The organism is Photobacterium sanguinicancri, assembly GCF_002265265.1.
In the GTDB taxonomy this organism is placed as follows: Bacteria; Pseudomonadota; Gammaproteobacteria; order Enterobacterales; family Vibrionaceae; genus Photobacterium; species Photobacterium sanguinicancri.
Genome location: NZ_NOIF01000120.1, coordinates 1 through 15,650, shown reverse-complemented (window position 1 = coordinate 15,650; position 15,650 = coordinate 1). Strand labels below are relative to the sequence as shown.

At 42.3% G+C, this 15,650-nt stretch carries 16 protein-coding genes; 8 read left to right on the top strand and 8 right to left on the bottom strand.

The features are described 5' to 3' along the window. Positions 1 to 71 precede the first annotated feature (71 nt). Positions 72 to 626, top strand: coding sequence for a chalcone isomerase family protein (locus ASV53_RS26010; protein WP_338091414.1), 555 nt, complete (start codon positions 72 to 74; stop codon positions 624 to 626). A gap of 76 nt (positions 627 to 702) precedes the next feature. Continuing rightward, positions 703 to 1,224 carry a DUF3833 domain-containing protein gene (locus ASV53_RS16340; RefSeq protein WP_094957861.1) on the top strand — a complete coding sequence of 174 codons (522 nt, stop codon included), beginning with the start codon at positions 703 to 705 and terminating at the stop codon, positions 1,222 to 1,224. A 110-nt stretch (positions 1,225 to 1,334) separates the two neighbouring features. On the opposite strand, the gene ASV53_RS16335 is transcribed toward ASV53_RS16340, so the two are convergent. Beyond that, the gene (locus tag ASV53_RS16335) at positions 1,335 to 3,017 is read right to left on the bottom strand and encodes an ATP-dependent endonuclease (protein ID WP_094957858.1); all 1,683 of its coding nucleotides are present in this window, start codon (positions 3,015 to 3,017) and stop codon (positions 1,335 to 1,337) included. A gap of 183 nt (positions 3,018 to 3,200) precedes the next feature. Between ASV53_RS16335 and ASV53_RS16330 the strand changes: the two genes are divergently transcribed. Next, positions 3,201 to 3,596 (top strand): VOC family protein, encoded by a 396-nt coding sequence (locus ASV53_RS16330; protein WP_094957857.1) that lies wholly within the window; start codon positions 3,201 to 3,203, stop codon positions 3,594 to 3,596. A 42-nt stretch (positions 3,597 to 3,638) separates the two neighbouring features. Here ASV53_RS16330 and ASV53_RS16325 read toward each other — a convergent pair whose 3' ends face one another. Together ASV53_RS16325 and ASV53_RS16320 are read right to left on the bottom strand one after the other, a co-directional pair. Next, complete coding sequence (locus ASV53_RS16325) at positions 3,639 to 4,568, bottom strand: YeeE/YedE thiosulfate transporter family protein (RefSeq protein ID WP_239928820.1); 930 nt, start codon at positions 4,566 to 4,568, stop codon at positions 3,639 to 3,641. A gap of 187 nt (positions 4,569 to 4,755) precedes the next feature. Further along, a complete protein-coding gene (locus ASV53_RS16320; RefSeq protein ID WP_094957856.1) occupies positions 4,756 to 5,547 on the bottom strand; it encodes a M48 family metallopeptidase in 792 nt (263 codons plus the stop codon). Between the two features lie 203 nt (positions 5,548 to 5,750). On the opposite strand from ASV53_RS16320, the gene ASV53_RS16315 reads away from it, so the two are divergent. From ASV53_RS16315 to ASV53_RS16295, 5 genes are all read left to right on the top strand, one after another. After that, positions 5,751 to 6,179, top strand: coding sequence for a hotdog fold thioesterase (locus tag ASV53_RS16315; protein ID WP_094957855.1), 429 nt, complete (start codon positions 5,751 to 5,753; stop codon positions 6,177 to 6,179). A gap of 45 nt (positions 6,180 to 6,224) precedes the next feature. Beyond that, complete coding sequence (locus ASV53_RS16310; protein ID WP_062689276.1) at positions 6,225 to 6,461, top strand: DUF3389 domain-containing protein; 237 nt, start codon at positions 6,225 to 6,227, stop codon at positions 6,459 to 6,461. Between the two features lie 102 nt (positions 6,462 to 6,563). Beyond that, positions 6,564 to 8,813 (top strand): peptidase U32 family protein, encoded by a 2,250-nt coding sequence (locus tag ASV53_RS16305; RefSeq protein ID WP_094957854.1) that lies wholly within the window; start codon positions 6,564 to 6,566, stop codon positions 8,811 to 8,813. Between the two features lie 228 nt (positions 8,814 to 9,041). Beyond that, positions 9,042 to 9,635 carry a GNAT family N-acetyltransferase gene (locus ASV53_RS16300; protein ID WP_094957853.1) on the top strand — a complete coding sequence of 198 codons (594 nt, stop codon included), beginning with the start codon at positions 9,042 to 9,044 and terminating at the stop codon, positions 9,633 to 9,635. A gap of 35 nt (positions 9,636 to 9,670) precedes the next feature. Next, positions 9,671 to 10,387 (top strand): class I SAM-dependent methyltransferase, encoded by a 717-nt coding sequence (locus tag ASV53_RS16295; RefSeq protein WP_094957852.1) that lies wholly within the window; start codon positions 9,671 to 9,673, stop codon positions 10,385 to 10,387. Between the two features lie 124 nt (positions 10,388 to 10,511). Here ASV53_RS16295 and ASV53_RS16290 read toward each other — a convergent pair whose 3' ends face one another. From ASV53_RS16290 to ASV53_RS16270, 5 genes are all read right to left on the bottom strand, one after another. Continuing rightward, entirely contained in the window at positions 10,512 to 10,844 is a 333-nt protein-coding gene (locus ASV53_RS16290) for a PBPRA1643 family SWIM/SEC-C metal-binding motif protein (protein WP_062689280.1), read from the bottom strand. 166 nt (positions 10,845 to 11,010) lie between these two features. Next, complete coding sequence (locus ASV53_RS16285; RefSeq protein WP_062689282.1) at positions 11,011 to 11,334, bottom strand: YdbL family probable chaperone protein; 324 nt, start codon at positions 11,332 to 11,334, stop codon at positions 11,011 to 11,013. 18 nt (positions 11,335 to 11,352) lie between these two features. Beyond that, positions 11,353 to 11,571, bottom strand: a complete 219-nt coding sequence (locus ASV53_RS16280) for a YnbE family lipoprotein (protein ID WP_062689284.1) — start codon at positions 11,569 to 11,571, stop codon at positions 11,353 to 11,355. 48 nt (positions 11,572 to 11,619) lie between these two features. After that, a complete protein-coding gene (locus ASV53_RS16275) occupies positions 11,620 to 14,943 on the bottom strand; it encodes an intermembrane phospholipid transport protein YdbH family protein (RefSeq protein ID WP_189337892.1) in 3,324 nt (1,107 codons plus the stop codon). Between the two features lie 250 nt (positions 14,944 to 15,193). Next, positions 15,194 to 15,574: a hypothetical protein gene (locus ASV53_RS16270; protein WP_141226261.1), complete on the bottom strand. Its 381-nt coding sequence runs from the start codon at positions 15,572 to 15,574 to the stop codon at positions 15,194 to 15,196. Positions 15,575 to 15,650 lie beyond the last annotated feature (76 nt).

Sequence of the window (15,650 nt, the reverse complement as noted above, 5' to 3'; positions counted from 1 at the left end):
AACCTCAGTAATTTAGTAGATTTATCTAAAGTATAGTTCACCCACTTAAATACTGAACAGAGCCGCAACTAATTACAGCCTTTATTATTACTTTTCTTGCGCTATCTACATTCACATTCTCAGCAATAACGTATGCCAACGCGACTTATGCTGCGCCACAATGGTTAACGTGGCAATCGGTAGGCTATGCCAAATTAACGTGGGGCCCTTGGGATATCTATCATTCTGAACTTCGTACTCCGTCAGGTTCGTACCGTGGTAATGCGGCTAATAGTGGCCAAGATATGGCGTTAGTTATTCGTTACCAAAGAGACATAGATAAAGACGACCTTCTTGAAGCTACCGATGAACAGTGGAAACATTTAGGCTTTACGGCTAGTCAGCGTCAACAATGGTTATCTGAACTTGCTGTGTTATGGCCTGATGTTAAAAAAGGTGACCGTCTTATTTTCGAACTAAATGCGCAAGGCGGTACCTTTTATTTCGATGCAACTAACAAGCAAGGGATTACCCAACTTGGTCAATTATCTAGCCCTAAAATATCATCAGCATTTATTAACATTTGGCTGTCACCACAAACCGCTTACCCGAAATTAAGACAGCGGCTCATTGGGCAGTCATCATAATTGGATGAAAGAGCCAAATAATAACAAGACTCAAAAGGAAGCCTATATGCTATCGCGCTATTTTTCTAACCTTGCCATGTGGCGCAGTGTGGTGACGCTTGTTTTCGTCTTCCATTTATCAGCCTGTTCAAATGCGATTGATGAATACCATACATCAACGCCATCCTTTGAGTTGTTCGAATACTTTGAAGGTGATGTTCTTGCATGGGGTATGCTGCAAGATCGTAGTGGAGTTCAAACGCGTCGGTTTGAAGTGGAAATACGTGGTGTAGTGAAAGGTAACCTTTTGACTTTAACTGAAGACTTCGTGTTTGACGATGGTGAAAAGCAACAGCGTATTTGGAGCATTACAAAAAATGCGGATGATACTTATATTGGTGAAGCGGATGATGTTGTGGGAGAAGCTATCGGGATTGTAGCTGGCAATGCCTTGAATTGGCGATATACATTACGCGTCCCTGTGGATGATACCACCTACGATATTGCCTTTGACGATTGGATGTACCGCCAAGATAAAGTACGGATGTTTAATACAGCTTCAATGAGTAAATTTGGTTTTAACGTAGGTAAAGTGACCCTTTTTTTTGAAAAGCAGTAATCTAAATAAGCCAAAGCCAAAGCCAAAGCCAAAGCCAAAGCCAAAGCCAAAGCCAGAACAGAAAAATAAACACAGTGGGTATTTAGTGATTGGTGGACTTCGTTTATTGATCAGCCTAGTCCCCGTGACATCGCGACAATACGTTTTAAGATCCAACGAATAAGCAGTGGGATCTTCTCTTGTCCATGTTCATCTGAGTACGCCACCATCGCAAGTGCTACATCGGGTTTGGCATAACGTTTCAAGGCCCGTCTAATGATCTTTCGTGGTGGCATAGGGGCATCACTGGCGATGTTTGCGAGTTCTCGGAACAAAGGCTCATAACCGTTATTGTAAAGAAAATGCTCGATATCCCTGTCGGGTAAAATCGTTAAACGGTGACGTTCAGCATCGTTACCCAGCATATTTCTTACGGTATCGCCGTAGCGGCGTCCTGCCATGTCACCATCAGACACAAGGTGCCATTCTATCCCCATGCTACGCGCGACTTTAATTAACGGCCTAAGCCCACTTTGTGCAAACTCTATAATATGAACGCCTTCAGCGGCAAAATGATAGCCACATAGCATTGCCAGTTCATTAAACAGCCAAACTTCTGTTTCACCTTCCACCAGCAACCATGCACGGGCAAACATTGCGCTAGGACGATGTAGTCGAATATGAAAAGACACCCGCCGTTCTTCGTCTTTGGATAAGGTTGTTGGCGTTAAAGAATGTGGCTGGGTTTTATCTGGCTCGCGGATCAGCTTTTTAATACTGTGGATCGGCACGGTGGAAATAAGATCTGGGCTATTGGTGGTTAAGATCTTTTGCATGGGCATACTATCAATAAATGCCCATGCCTGATGCAAAATCGTTGGATGCAATCGACCTTCAGGATCTTCCAGAATCATAATCGGGCGGGAGATCCGTTTTAGCTCAACAGGGCCACGTGCACGAATATACGCATTAAGCAGCCCCATTAATACTAATCGACCTTGCTTGGTCATTTGCGGCTGACTAAGCTGTTCAAGCGGATTGGTCTTGGTTTGTATATAGCTAGGGAAATGCGCTCGGTTAAACTTGTCGCTTCGATTATGCGGCGTAAATGCAAAATAGTGATCGACCAAGGAGCGTAGGGCGTTCACGCTACTTTTTAGTTCCCCTGCATTCACGTGGCCAGGGCTGGTCATTAACCGACGGCATGTATTATCTAACCTGCGCTCGATCCGATTATTTCTAGCCACTTGTTCTGATTCTACATGGCTTGCACTGCTTGTAGTCGTATGGACTTTTTCGCGATGATAGCCATTTTCTTTTTCATGTAAACGTCGCGCATCACGAATACGTACAACAGGGTGTAGCACCATGAGTTGCTTCACCAGTTTATCGCTGTTTTCGCACGCAATATGTTGGCCTTTGTTGTTGAGAAAAGACCAGGTTGTGCTGACTTTATCACCTTCTATCGTGCTCGATATTTCGTAATAGAGGTGCTTAATACCATCTTTTTTTACCCATAGCGGTGCGAAGCTACGGTAACGACGTGCTTTTGATTCAGATGGGTAATCTTCATGCCAATGGAGCACTATGTGCAATTGAGACATTTTTTCATGTCCAATGGCGTAATCGACATGGAAATCAGAAAATTTGAAGCTGTAAAAACTGGCATCTGTGGGCAGGGCGATACTCAACGCATCAAGCAGGGAAGATTTACCCCAGGCATTTTCACCGATCAGTACGGTTAATTCATCAAACGATAATGACATACGCTTGATGCCACGGAACCCTGAAATCTCAATACGCTCTAAGTGCATAGCGCCTCCTCATAAAATAAGATTACATCACAGCGCCACAAAATAGCGGCGTGAATATCACAAATAGAAAACTTAATGGGATCTCAAGGAGTTAGATGAGAATATATTGAGGCATGACAAGGGTGTTGCTATTATCTATCGCTATAACAAGACAACAAAACTGATAACAGGATGGAATGTCAGATGGCTAAAATTATTCACAGTATGATCCGAGTAAAAGATCTTCAACCGTCGTTAACGTTTTACAAGCAAGCGTTAGATCTTGATATTGCAGAGCAACTTGATTTTGATGGCTTCTCACTTGTTTATCTTCGTAACGAAGAAAATGACATGGAGCTAGAATTAACCTGGAATGAAGGCACTGAAGAGCCTTATACACACGGTTCTGGCTACGGTCATATTGCTGTTGCTGTCGAGGATCTTGAAGCCGAGCATCAAAAATTGACGGAGTTTGGCTACGAGCCTGCAGAAATTAAAGAGTTTTTCCGCGATGGTCAGCTACTCGCCAAGTTCTTCTTCGTACAAGACCCTGATGGTTACAAAATTGAATTCTTGTGGCGTCACGGTCGTTACCAGTAAAGCTTCATTGCCGGTATAAACCAGTAGCGCTTGTTGCTGGTTTTATTCTTTTGAACCGTGGTTTAGTTTGCTGAACCAGCGTTTTAATCCAATCCCACAACTGATACCAACCACCATCATCACTATTGACATTGCACCTGCTGGCGAAAATGAAGGCAGTGCTAATAGTAGCTGCGAATCATTACCGCCAAGTGCAAGTGAAGCTCCAATCCCCATGATACAGCCTGCAAATAAGTGCTTTAATAGCTGCATTGGTCTAAGGGTAAATTCAGCCAACGAGAGCCTTTTCTTTGCCCCAAGTGCCATACCTACGATTAAAAATATGATGACGATGTAGCGTAATAAGTCTGGCCAACGCTCGGGTTGGTTATGGATAGAAGCCGCTGTAATGTCTTTTAGTAACTGGCTGGGTGACCACTCAGGCATAAGTAATGTCAGTACACTGGCAAGAATACCGAAAAACACAATCCCGATTAAAATAGCTCTGCGCTCTGTAGGGATCACAAATAGGATCAAGCTAATTAAGACAAATAATATAATAACGACAGTAAGCGAAGGTGACTCAATGGGAGGAATTGCCGAGTAACTGAGCGTTAAGGGTAGTGATGACAAGCCACACCAGCCAATGATCCAACCCATAATGGTTGCCACCATGTGGTAATGGCCTCGTGCCAATTTACTGATTGTAGAAACACTACAGCCGCCGTTTAATGAGGCGCCCAATCCAAAGCAGAATCCACCAAAGAGGAAAGCTGAAGTCACACTGTAACGCTGGTGGCTAAAAGTATCAGGTAGCGGCATATTCGTGGGCAAGATCAGCCAAAACCAAAATCCGCATAGCAAAATCGTGAGCAGAAAAGCAGGGCGCTTAGCCCACAATTCATGTGTGCCGCGTACCATACACAATCCCGTTCTTTGTGCTAAGTAGCCAACAGCTAAAGCGAGAAACACCGAAATTATAGAAGCCCACATACAGCCGCCTTTGAATGCCTGAGTGTTTAACTATAGTGGGTGGTATTTGGTTATGTGCTGGTCATGCTTGGTTTGTGAAGATGGGTGAATAGAAGGATAAGTGTGTAAAAGAGAAGGCGCAGCGTGTGCGCCTATACTGCAAGCAGTAGATTAGCTAAAGATCACTCCCGTATAAAGTGCATATAGCTTATAGCTCACAGCTTGGCTTTGGTTGGTTGTAAGCAGGTAGCGATGCAATGCTCTCGTTCAAGTCATCAATCCGGGTATCATGCGATGGGTGAGTTGATAACAATTCAGGTGGTTGATTTCCACCTGATGCCTTCGCCATGTTTTTCCATAACGCGACACTTTGAGTTGGATCAAACCCAGCTTCGGCCATGAGTTTTAGGCCAATGATGTCAGATTCAGACTCTTGTGCTCGTCCATAAGGCATCAAAATTCCGTATTGAACACCAAGCCCTAATCCAGCCATTGCGGCATTACTGTATTGTGATCCGCCAATGGCTGCGCCTGTAATTTTTAAACCCGCATCGGCAAGTTGAGATCGAGATAGCCGCTCATTACTGTGTTGAGCAAGTACATGCCCAATTTCGTGGCCAATGACTGTCGCGAGTTGGTCTTGGTTGGTCGCTACTTTTAATAGGCCAGTATAAACACCAATCTTGCCACCCGGTAAGGCAAACGCATTCACTTGGTCGCTATCAAAAACAACCACTTCCCACTTATCAAAACCTTCCAGAGGGCCTACTTTTGCCGTAATAGCATCAGTGACACATTGAACATATTGCTGTTTTTTCGCATCAGTGCTGATTTTTTCTTGTTGCTTGAGTTGCTCAAACGACTGAGCGCCCATTTGAGACATGTCGTTCTCAGAAAACAACAGCATTTGTTGCCTGCCCGTCGGCGAGCTAGAACAACCACTTAATAACATACTGCTAGCGACTAGGCCGCCCAGTAGTAAATGAGTATATTGACGCATAGCGAGACTCCATTCGCTCCTTGAGATTGACTGAACCTGATGACCCATGCTTATAAGGCGTGAGTTTTCTGGACAACATCGAGATGCCACAGAATTACTTCTAAGTATGAGGCAAGAATGTATGAAATTGAAAGTTATTGAAAAAGCATTTTTATATAACTGCGAGAGGGATTAAGATCCACCTCAAATAATAAGGAGCAACCATGGCAATTTGGCACAAAACAATTGATATCGACGCGCTAAACGAGAGTTCAAAAAACACCTTGGTTGAGCATTTAGGTATTCGCTACACCGAATTTGATGACAATAGCTTATCTGCGACTATGCCTGTTGACGCTAGAACGCATCAACCTTTTGGTATGCTACATGGTGGTGCATCTGTTGTCCTAGCTGAAACCTTAGGCTCGGTTGCGGCGAACATGTGTGTCGATGACGGGCTGTATTGTGTTGGTTTAGACATCAATGCTAACCACATTCGTCCGATGCGCTCAGGTATCGTAACTGGCACAACAACACCGCTTCACACTGGAATGACAACACAGGTGTGGCAAATTGAACTTAAAGATGAACGTGGACGCTTAATTTGCACCAGCCGTATTACGATGGCAGTGCTGGGTAAGAAAGCTGAGTAACCTCACTGCATCATTGAAGCAGTTAACAAAATAGATAGGAACAAAATGGTCATTAACTTTTCAACAGGCAAAATTATAGCCAATCAACATGAATTGGTTGTACGTATTGATGGTGAAGCACGTGTCACTATGCAAGCACAGGTTGATGAAGTCACCCTTATTGGTGGCGCCAATGTTATTACCGCAACAGGCAGTGGTATCCAATGGTCTGTGCGTCTAGACAATGAAAACCAACTGCAAGCCTTGGCCGATGCGATTGGTATTGCGGTAAAAAACGTCTAATTTACGTCACAAATAATCTACGATTAGACAAAAAATGTGAACCACGTAAAATACACCGCATAAAAAGTAAGGTTGAGAGTGTATTACGTGAGTTCGGTCACTATGAGAAACAAATTTGAGTTATTGGCACCAGGTGGTGATATTGAGTCAATCAAGGCGGCTATCATCGCTGGCGCAGATGCAATTTATTGTGGGCTAGATAATTTTAATGCCCGCAATAGGGCAACCAATCTAACGTTTGATAACTTAAATGGCATCGTTCGATTAGCGCATGAATACGATTGTAAGATCTTCCTTACGCTGAATATCATTATTCTAGAAAGTGAAATTCCGGCACTGGTTCGTTTGATCAATAAATTGGTCAACACCAAAATTGATGGGGTGATCGTCCAAGACTTAGGCTTGTTCTATATCTTGAAAAAGCATTTCCCAACGCTGGATGTACACGCATCTACCCAGATTAATACCCACAATGAAGGCCAAATTGCGTTTTTAAGCAAGTTAACGGCCAGTCGCGTGAACTTATCGCGCGAACTGAACATTCATGAAATTAAGCACCTTGCCTCTGTTGGTCGTGACTACAACATGCTGATGGAAGTGTTTGTTCATGGTTCTTACTGTATTGGTTTCTCTGGCTTGTGTTACATCAGTTCGGTGAAGAACGGTAACTCAGGTAACCGTGGCCGTTGCAGTCAGCCTTGTCGTGATCAATATAAAACGACGGATGCAGGTAAAGATTATCCGCTAAACATGAAAGACAACTCGGCATTCTCTGATATGGAAGCGCTGGCAGATGCTGGTGTGTATTCATTGAAAGTAGAAGGGCGTATTAAGAAATCACATTACGTTTATACCGTTGTCGATCAATGGAATCAGCAGATTCAGCGCTACTGTGACAACCAAGCGTTACTGACTGATAAATCAGCCTTGTACACGGTGTTTAACCGCGATTTCTCGAACTCTTACTTACAAGGTGATATCAATAAAGGCATGTTTATTGATAACCCTCGTGATAACTCGATCCAGCACTTTACTGAAATATACAGCTGTAAAACGGATGACAGCGTACAGCAGGTTCGCCAAAAGCTGTACGACGATAAAACAGTCATTATTGAAACTGTTGCTGAGAAGATCCAAAACCTCAATATCGACAAACTGCCATTGAACTTGTACTTCTCTGGTGATGCAGGGCAACCGCTGAATGTACTTGTGACGACTGGTGGTGCTGAATACAGCCTAGAGACTGAGGGTGTATTGGCTGCGGCGAGTGAAAAGGGCCGTAGTATTGATGAGGAATTACTTACCTCGTCATTTAAGAGTATTAGCGATAACGATCACCAGCTCACAACAATCGACATCAGTAAGCTTGCTGATAATGTCTTTATTGCGTTTAAAGAGCTGAATGTATTACGTGATCGTATTAGTTTTTGGCTTAACGGTTCTAAACCTTTAATTGAGCCTGTCGATACGCCGCGCTTACCAAGAATTGACGTGGTAGATGAAAAGCCACAGCTAACTGTACTTATCTCGAACAAGAAAGATATCGAGACTTGTCAGGCAAGCGGGGCTCAAGTGTATTTCCAACTACCAGACTCACTACACACTGAAGTGAAGAAGATGGTGGCGTTGTTTACAGAGCATCAAAATCTTGTACCTTGGTTCCCAGCCATTTTGATTGGCGACCATTTTGAAGCTGCGAAAACCTTGCTAGAAACGGTGAAGCCGAAGCGTATCGTGACGAACAATACCGGTGTGGCACATTTAGCGATTGAACTGGGTATCGAGTGGATTGCAGGTCCATACCTGAACTTATCTAACTCGTTCAGCCTTGAATGTTTGAAGCAAGAATATGGCTGTACTGGTGCATTCATTTCTAATGAATTAAACAAGAAACAGATCAAGCCGATTATTCGCCCTAGTGGTTTTGAATTACACCACAGCATCTATCACCCAATCATGATATTAATGAGCCGTCAGTGCTTATTCCATCAAACGGTTGGCTGTAAGGTGAAGGCATTTGACTCTAAGTGTCTAAAAGGTTGTAAGAAAACGGCTTCGATCATTAATATGCGTGAATCTTCTTTTATTATTGATAAACAGAAGGGCGATCACAACGCAATGTATAGCCAGTTTAACTTCATGAACACTGATATCATCAATGATATGCCAGCGAAGTTCTCACATTACTTTGTCGATTTACGTGACATAAAAACAGATACCCAAGTGTCTGTTGATAAAGCCGCTCTACTTGCATTGTTCACGCGTGCAATTAATAGTGATGACACTGCAATTACTGAACTAAGTGACGCGGTAACGCAAACAAGTAACGCTCAGTACCGTAAAGGGCTGTAGCGGCTTTATAATTACCTAGCTGCAATATAAAAGCATAAAGCCACTCAGAATGAGTCTGGGTGGCTTTATAAGCTTCTACAATCTTCTACAATCGTTATCTAATAAGTAAGCCTCTATAAATAGGCTCGCTAATAAACAGACTAGCAAAATCCACTGGCTATAAACTAAAACACAGTTAAGGCAGTTAGACACTTAGGTCAGAGTTAGCAATAACAAGGAGTAACGTCGATGGAGTCCGACAGAGAAGAGGCATTTACAACAGCGCGACTCAATATTGAAGAGTATTGCCCTGTTGCTTCGTGCGTTTATAGTGACTTGTTAGATCAAGTGGTCGCTATTCTTTCACCTAATGTCGTTAAATCCCTTCCGCCATATTTTAGTCATGTTACCTCGCCGCAATTAGCTCAACAGTGGTTAGATAAAGTTTCGGCTGAAAGTCGGCTGTTTATCATTTCTCATACAGAACAAGCGCGAATTATTGGCTTTTTGTTTTTGTACCAAGAGTCTTTAGTTGAACCTTTAATTCAACCGAATCGCGTTAGCGAAAAACCCAATGCAAAACAGATTTCTAGTTTGGCCCATATAGGCTATTTATTGAATGAAGCGGATTGGGGACAAGGTTACGCCACTGAGTTTCTTCTGGGCTTTATAGCGTGGAGTAAAGATCAGCCAGAAATCGCGGGTTTAATTGGTGGCGTTGAAAAAGACAATGTTGCTTCTACTAATTTGTTGGAACGTTTAGGTTTTATTGCTCAACCCACTGAAGAAATAACCAGTCCAGTGACTTTTTATCAGTATTCATTCAAGAGCGATATGTCATAATTTCGGCTTGTTCTTTTTTCAATTCTAGGTTGTGTATGAAGTCTGATATGTACTCAAAGCATGCTGAAAAATATGACGCTGCTGTTCAAAATAATATTTATAACGCTCACCTAGAACGCCCGTCACTGCAGGCTATGCTTGGCGATCTTACCGGTTGCCATATTCTTGATTTAGGATGCGGTACGGGTGTGTATGCCGAGTACTTGTTTGATCAAGGTGCAAAAAAAGTAACATGCGTTGATTATTCTCAAGACATGATTGACTTGGTGACGAAGAAGTTGGGCGCAGAATTTGGCCATCGCATGACGGCTTATGCGCAAGATATAACGATAGGCCTTCCTAGCGAGTCATCAAATAGCCTTGATGTGATTATTTGTCCATTGGTATTGCACTACATTAAAGATTTAACGCCATTGTTTGCAGAAGTGAATCGCGTGCTTAAGCTTGGTGGTTACATGGTGTTTTCAACCCACCATCCGTTTGCCGATTTTGAATGTAGCTTATCTGGTAATTATTTCGAGCAAGAACGAGTAACAGAAACATGGGATACCGTCGGAGAGCCAGTAGAGGTGACTTTCTATCGACGGTCACTTACCGACATTATGGCGGCCATAACGGCGAGTGGTTTAGCGGTTACACAGCTAACGGAAGGGAAGGCTGATGAAAAAGCCAAAACTATTAGTGCAGAGACGTACGAACACCTTTCGAAAAATCCTAATTTCTTATTCGTTAAATGCCAGAAATTTGCCTAACCATAGTTAATGTGGCTTAAATAAAAAAAGCTGCACCGTGTAGTGCAGCTTCTTATGCTGGTGGTGATTAAAGGCGACTATGTTTGACTAATATCCTTTAATTCCCTCAATTAAGCTTAATAGCTTATGCGCAGCACTTCTTGTATTTCTTACCGCTACCGCAAGAACATGGATCGTTACGGTTTGGTGTTTTATCGAAAGTTGTTGTTTGTGGCTTGTTAAGAAGGCCATGTAATTCAACAAGGTCTTCTTCTTTGTCAGCTGAAACTTCGATGTTTGCCACAAGTGCATTGTCAGCCAAAATCGCCATGACTTCTTCTTTTTTCTCATCGCTGTTTACGATCAAAGAAAGCGGCTGTTCCTCGGTACCTAGCTTAGCGCTGCGCTTAGTATTGAAGCCGTAGCTTGCGTGCTTAGGTTTTTTCTCGATACGGCCTTTATAGAAGAATTTAGACATTGCAGTCACCTGTAACAAAGTAAAGAAGCAGGGGTTATACAGCAAAATCGGCATTCAATAAAACCCTTTTGACAATATTGGTTTATTTAAGTCATTCTAGGGTGAATAAAGGCAGAAAGTTGTAAAAGAGCTGGGAAGGAAGTTACGAATAAAGGATTAGCTCAATTTATTTTTTAACCCATTTTCCTGAACTATTTTGGTAATAATGACCAGGGCGAGTTTTCTCAATCGCTTTCTTATAAGCAAGTCGACCAACTTCTGATGGGCTTAACCCATGCGAAACCGAAATGCGTTTGTAGCTGGCTTCACGTTGTGTGTTTACGGTAGAGACAAGCCGTCTCACTTCAGATGAAGGTGAAGAGGTAATCGGTGCAACAAAACCACTGTTGGTTTCCCCGACTAAGCCTTGGTCTTTGGCATCTTGTAACTCAAGCGCAAAGGCTTGTGCAGATATCAAAAAGGCGAAAATAAAGATTAGGTATTTTTTCATGGCATTCTCCCTGCCGAATTAGAATACATCGTCATCGTTGAATAAGTCATCTATTTCCTTATCGACTTTGATCCTAATCTCATGTTCAATTTTGACATTCAGGTTAACTTCTATCGGTTTGTCTGATGCAGCAACTTGAACAGTTGGTGTACACCCCATTAATCCGAGTGTAGAAACTACGAAGATCAATGCTAAGAGTGTGAGCGAGAATGAAAATTTAAGCTGTATTATATCCATTGGAAACGACCTTTAACTACAATGTGCGCATAAATTAACCAAAGTGTTCTACTCATTCAAACCAAGCTGCTTTAAAAAAAGACTTTCCAGTTGCGATGAATTTATCGCGTTTATAGTTTTGATTAACGCTGGAATGTCATCTTGCACGTTCAGATTCAAATGCACAGGTCGTCCATTCTGAAAACTTGGATTAAAACCCTTAAATCGTGAACTTGCGTTTAATTGTCCATCTTTAGAATAGTCTAGATCAATCGCCAGCGAGTGATAGTTATAATTTTTGAGAATCTTCCCAACTACTAATACGCTATTCTCTCCAGCTGCTTCAACATTCTGATCGATAGACGATCCTTCCAGATATCGTAAGATCCCACCGGGAAACCGAGAGTGTAAATGCCCCGACTTAATTGATGGCGCTCCATCTTCAATTGAAAGTGGAATCACACCATCGACAACCCCTGTGAGTTCGATATCGTCTTGTTCCAGCAATTGTATAAGTAACGCAAGATCGAGGCCATGAACCCTAATATCTTTAGGGGAGACATCCAGCAAACTATTGCTCGACGCATTATGTACGCTGATCTTACCGCCTAATACGTCAGCATGCGCCCGGTGGAGCTGATAACGCTGCTGGTGGGTATCAAACTCTAGATTCGCAACAATATCCTCAAACAATGCCCCAGCGTGAAATAACCCAGCATGAATGCTGACAGGGTGACGTGACTTTATCCCCTGAGGGGTAATGTCAGCAGTGATTGATGTATTCACATTACCAAACCTAAATCCAGATACCTCGCCAGTGAGCTGGTGGCTAAAGAGCCCTATACGACCATTGAGGTTGTTACCACGTAACGTGAATTGTCCATCATAACTGATGCTGCCATGCGTGAAATCGTAATGAAGCGGAAACTGGGGGAAGTAGTATTTTTTCAGTGTTTTCTTGTTGTTAAATTTAATTACATTACGGTGTAACGTTATGGATGTGTCTTTACTGCCTGGTTTATGGCTGAGTGTGTATTTGGCAAGTGTTGCTTGCTTCCAGTTATCAATATTCCCTTGAAAGCGCCAGTTATTAGGCCGTAAAACGAGCTTGCCAACAGTTGAAAACTTAGGAAAACGTTGATTGTTCTGCTTAAAATGCGTTGCTATATCGTAGTGGCTCGAGAGGTTGAATATTTGACCCAATGACAGGTCTATCTTGCGCAGGGTGACTTCCGTCTTCGCTTCATATTTTTGCACGGGTAGCAGTGAACGTTTGATGGTCAGATTCTGATCAACAGGCTGGCCATTTGGGTCTTTTATTGTTTGTTCAGCAAAGAGGTTGGTATTGAGTGTGGCCGTGGATTTTTCAGGTAGTAATACCCGAATGTTAGCGTCTTCATCTGTTTTACTGATGGTAATAGTGTCAATTTGCACTGCAGTTCGCTGTGCATTTAGCAAATTAAGGTGGTGACCAAGTAGGTTTTGGCCGAGGGTCATATTTTCAGTATTCAATGCGAGTTTGCTGAGTATCAATCCATAGGCTTGGGTTGACCATGAAAACTGGTAATGACTCTGTGCCTCTATGCGTTCTAACTTGATACCTTCAAAGGGAAATACTTGGTTAATCTTGGTGGATATTAAGCCACTTAAGTGACATTGTAACTCAGGGTTTTGGCATGTTAAGTCATCAATAAGTAACGATATTTTGTCATCCCATTGTGTTGATAGTGCAATAGCTTCAGTTTTATCTTCTAAGCTCATTTTTAATACGCGATTTCGGTAATGCACTTTAAGGTTGAGCTCACCATCGGTATGCAAAGTAATGGTTTCTATATCTGATGGTGTCGGTTGGTCGCTGAGGTGTTTGCCGGGTAAAGCAAATTGATTGAGTTTTACATTAAGCGTTGGAGGAAGTTTAACGGCTAGTTTATAAAAGGCATCGATTAATCGTCTATCGACCACTTGATTATATCGAGTATTAGCAACACGGGAAGCAGTTACAGTGATAGGGGCATTAAGTTCAGCACTAGGAAGGTGTGTAAGTGCGAAGCGGCTCATAATGTCGTGTGTGTTTTTAAAATTAGCTTGGCAGAATAACTTCTGAGGCAATGGGTCGATGAATTCAATATCAGCTTGGCAATCGAGCGTATTGCCTTTGGGGCCTTTAACATGGCCTGTAAAGTTCGCTTCTTTATTATTCTTATGTTTAAGCAATACCTTAAGATCGTAAGGAATGGGCCCCAGAACTTTTCCATCTATTCTAAATCGAGCCTGCCTGTCTTCTTGTTTATCGCGAGTTAGTGGCGTCTTTAATACGACTTTAGCGTCGAGGATAAGATCGCCATACATTAGATGATTCACTTTTAATACGTTCAGAGGAAGCGTCGCAAGGCTCGCAATGGTTTCACCCAAGTGTAGGCCTTGGTGGCTAGCATCACCGCGTTTGATAAACTTTGGCAGTATTTTAGGGTGACCAAGGTGAATGTTTTCTGCCTGCAGCTTTATAGATTGAGAGGGTTGCTGAATATCCATCTCGAAATGGAGCTCAGTGAGCTGTTGCTCTACTTCTGGCGGCAGCATCTCCCATTGCGGTGTTAGCTTATTAATACTAATAGAAAGCGGTGTGGTGTCTTCTTGCCAAGCGATTGAAAAATTCCCTTTGGAAAGCTTAGTCGGGTAAATAGGCGTGTTTTGCGGTGCTTCTGCTGAGCTCGGACGGGATGGCGTGACACTTATTACCTTGGCTGCTTTGTTTGTCTTGTCATTTGCCGTCGCTAATTGATTCACAATCGCAGGGATAAATAAATTGAGTTGTCCTGATCCAACAATGCCTGAAATCGCTATATTCGGTTTGGTGGCTATAACAAGGTGTATGTCGTTTAACTGTTGGGTTTGAATCTGAGGCTGAGCGAAAGGGAGATCTATCTGAATGTTAATGGAATCTGAGCTGGCGCTAAACACATAGGGATTAGAAAGGTCTGTAAAATTCAACGCGGTGTTACGTAATAGAAAGTAGGGGAAGTCATACCCTATTTTTTTTAAGTACGTTTTTGCTTCTGCCGGCAAGCTTATTCTTGTGGTGTCTGCTGAAATTCGCCATGAAGATGCAGAGATCGCGCTTTGATCATCAAAGTATTTATCTATGGTGAGTTGATGAGTGCTGATCTTTGTTCCACTAATTTCGACTGCAACATGATCGATTTTGATCTGCGGGTATAAGCTGATACCTGAAATCGCATTGATGATGATCCCTTTACTGGCTAGCCACATCGGTGTCGCGATCGCGATCATCAAAATAGCGCAGCATAAAACAAAGAGCAGCCTACGAATAAAGCGAAAGCGCTTAATCGGTTTTTGTATTCGATCTGCTGTTTGTTCTACCTCATCGTTCACACGTATGCTCTTCATAACTTAGTGGTAATTAAAGCATATAGCTATTTATTGCTCACGGCAGAATAAAAGAAGAGATAAGGTAAGAAATGGGCAAAAGGAAAGTAGGAATAAAAAAATTCTCACCGCAGGCATTAGACAGGACAAGCGCCATTGGTGAGAGATTCCATGTTGTAGACAATGTTTCTTATTATTAGAATTCAAAAACGGCAGTGCCGTAAAAATAGTGACAGTAATACAAGTTTATCGCGCGTTAACCTGCAAGAGCAGGTTCACAGAGAATGCGCTCAATAGGTGTAATTTTTTCTGTTTTAGCGTTTATATGCAAAAGAGAATCTTGAATTGCTTGCTTAGTGGCTAAATCATCATGTAATGCTATTGCATGTAAAGCATGGTTTAAAAGCTGCTCCATAGTCTCGACATGATGCTTTGCGCATTCAAGCTGTGAATACTGCAATTTGAAGTACTCTTCTAGCTCAGGATTTGGTATCAGATAAGGATTTGAGTGCGACTTATCTTGAAGATCGATCGTTTGCTTACATTGTTCGATAACGTGAATAAGATCGTTCGGAGAGTGTTCCATGAAAATCCTTATCGTGAGTGCCTTTGCCAAAAAACGCTTTTTGAATTTCAAAGCATTTCATTTGTCAATTCATCCATGTGATTGATGTAGCTACTTTATATTAGATTCATCATACAAAACTTAACAT

What these genes read in the sequence shown, in the direction of transcription:
- ASV53_RS16340 (WP_094957861.1), top strand. Translation starts at nt 703, where the DNA reads ATGTGGCGCAGTGTGGTGACGCTTGTTTTCGTCTTCCATTTATCAGCC.
- ASV53_RS16335 (WP_094957858.1), bottom strand. Translation starts at nt 3,017, where the DNA reads ATGCACTTAGAGCGTATTGAGATTTCAGGGTTCCGTGGCATCAAGCGT.
- ASV53_RS16330 (WP_094957857.1), top strand. Translation starts at nt 3,201, where the DNA reads ATGGCTAAAATTATTCACAGTATGATCCGAGTAAAAGATCTTCAACCG.
- ASV53_RS16325 (WP_239928820.1), bottom strand. Translation starts at nt 4,568, where the DNA reads ATGTGGGCTTCTATAATTTCGGTGTTTCTCGCTTTAGCTGTTGGCTAC.
- ASV53_RS16320 (WP_094957856.1), bottom strand. Translation starts at nt 5,547, where the DNA reads ATGCGTCAATATACTCATTTACTACTGGGCGGCCTAGTCGCTAGCAGT.
- ASV53_RS16315 (WP_094957855.1), top strand. Translation starts at nt 5,751, where the DNA reads ATGGCAATTTGGCACAAAACAATTGATATCGACGCGCTAAACGAGAGT.
- ASV53_RS16310 (WP_062689276.1), top strand. Translation starts at nt 6,225, where the DNA reads ATGGTCATTAACTTTTCAACAGGCAAAATTATAGCCAATCAACATGAA.
- ASV53_RS16305 (WP_094957854.1), top strand. Translation starts at nt 6,564, where the DNA reads ATGAGAAACAAATTTGAGTTATTGGCACCAGGTGGTGATATTGAGTCA.
- ASV53_RS16300 (WP_094957853.1), top strand. Translation starts at nt 9,042, where the DNA reads ATGGAGTCCGACAGAGAAGAGGCATTTACAACAGCGCGACTCAATATT.
- ASV53_RS16295 (WP_094957852.1), top strand. Translation starts at nt 9,671, where the DNA reads ATGAAGTCTGATATGTACTCAAAGCATGCTGAAAAATATGACGCTGCT.
- ASV53_RS16290 (WP_062689280.1), bottom strand. Translation starts at nt 10,844, where the DNA reads ATGTCTAAATTCTTCTATAAAGGCCGTATCGAGAAAAAACCTAAGCAC.
- ASV53_RS16285 (WP_062689282.1), bottom strand. Translation starts at nt 11,334, where the DNA reads ATGAAAAAATACCTAATCTTTATTTTCGCCTTTTTGATATCTGCACAA.
- ASV53_RS16280 (WP_062689284.1), bottom strand. Translation starts at nt 11,571, where the DNA reads ATGGATATAATACAGCTTAAATTTTCATTCTCGCTCACACTCTTAGCA.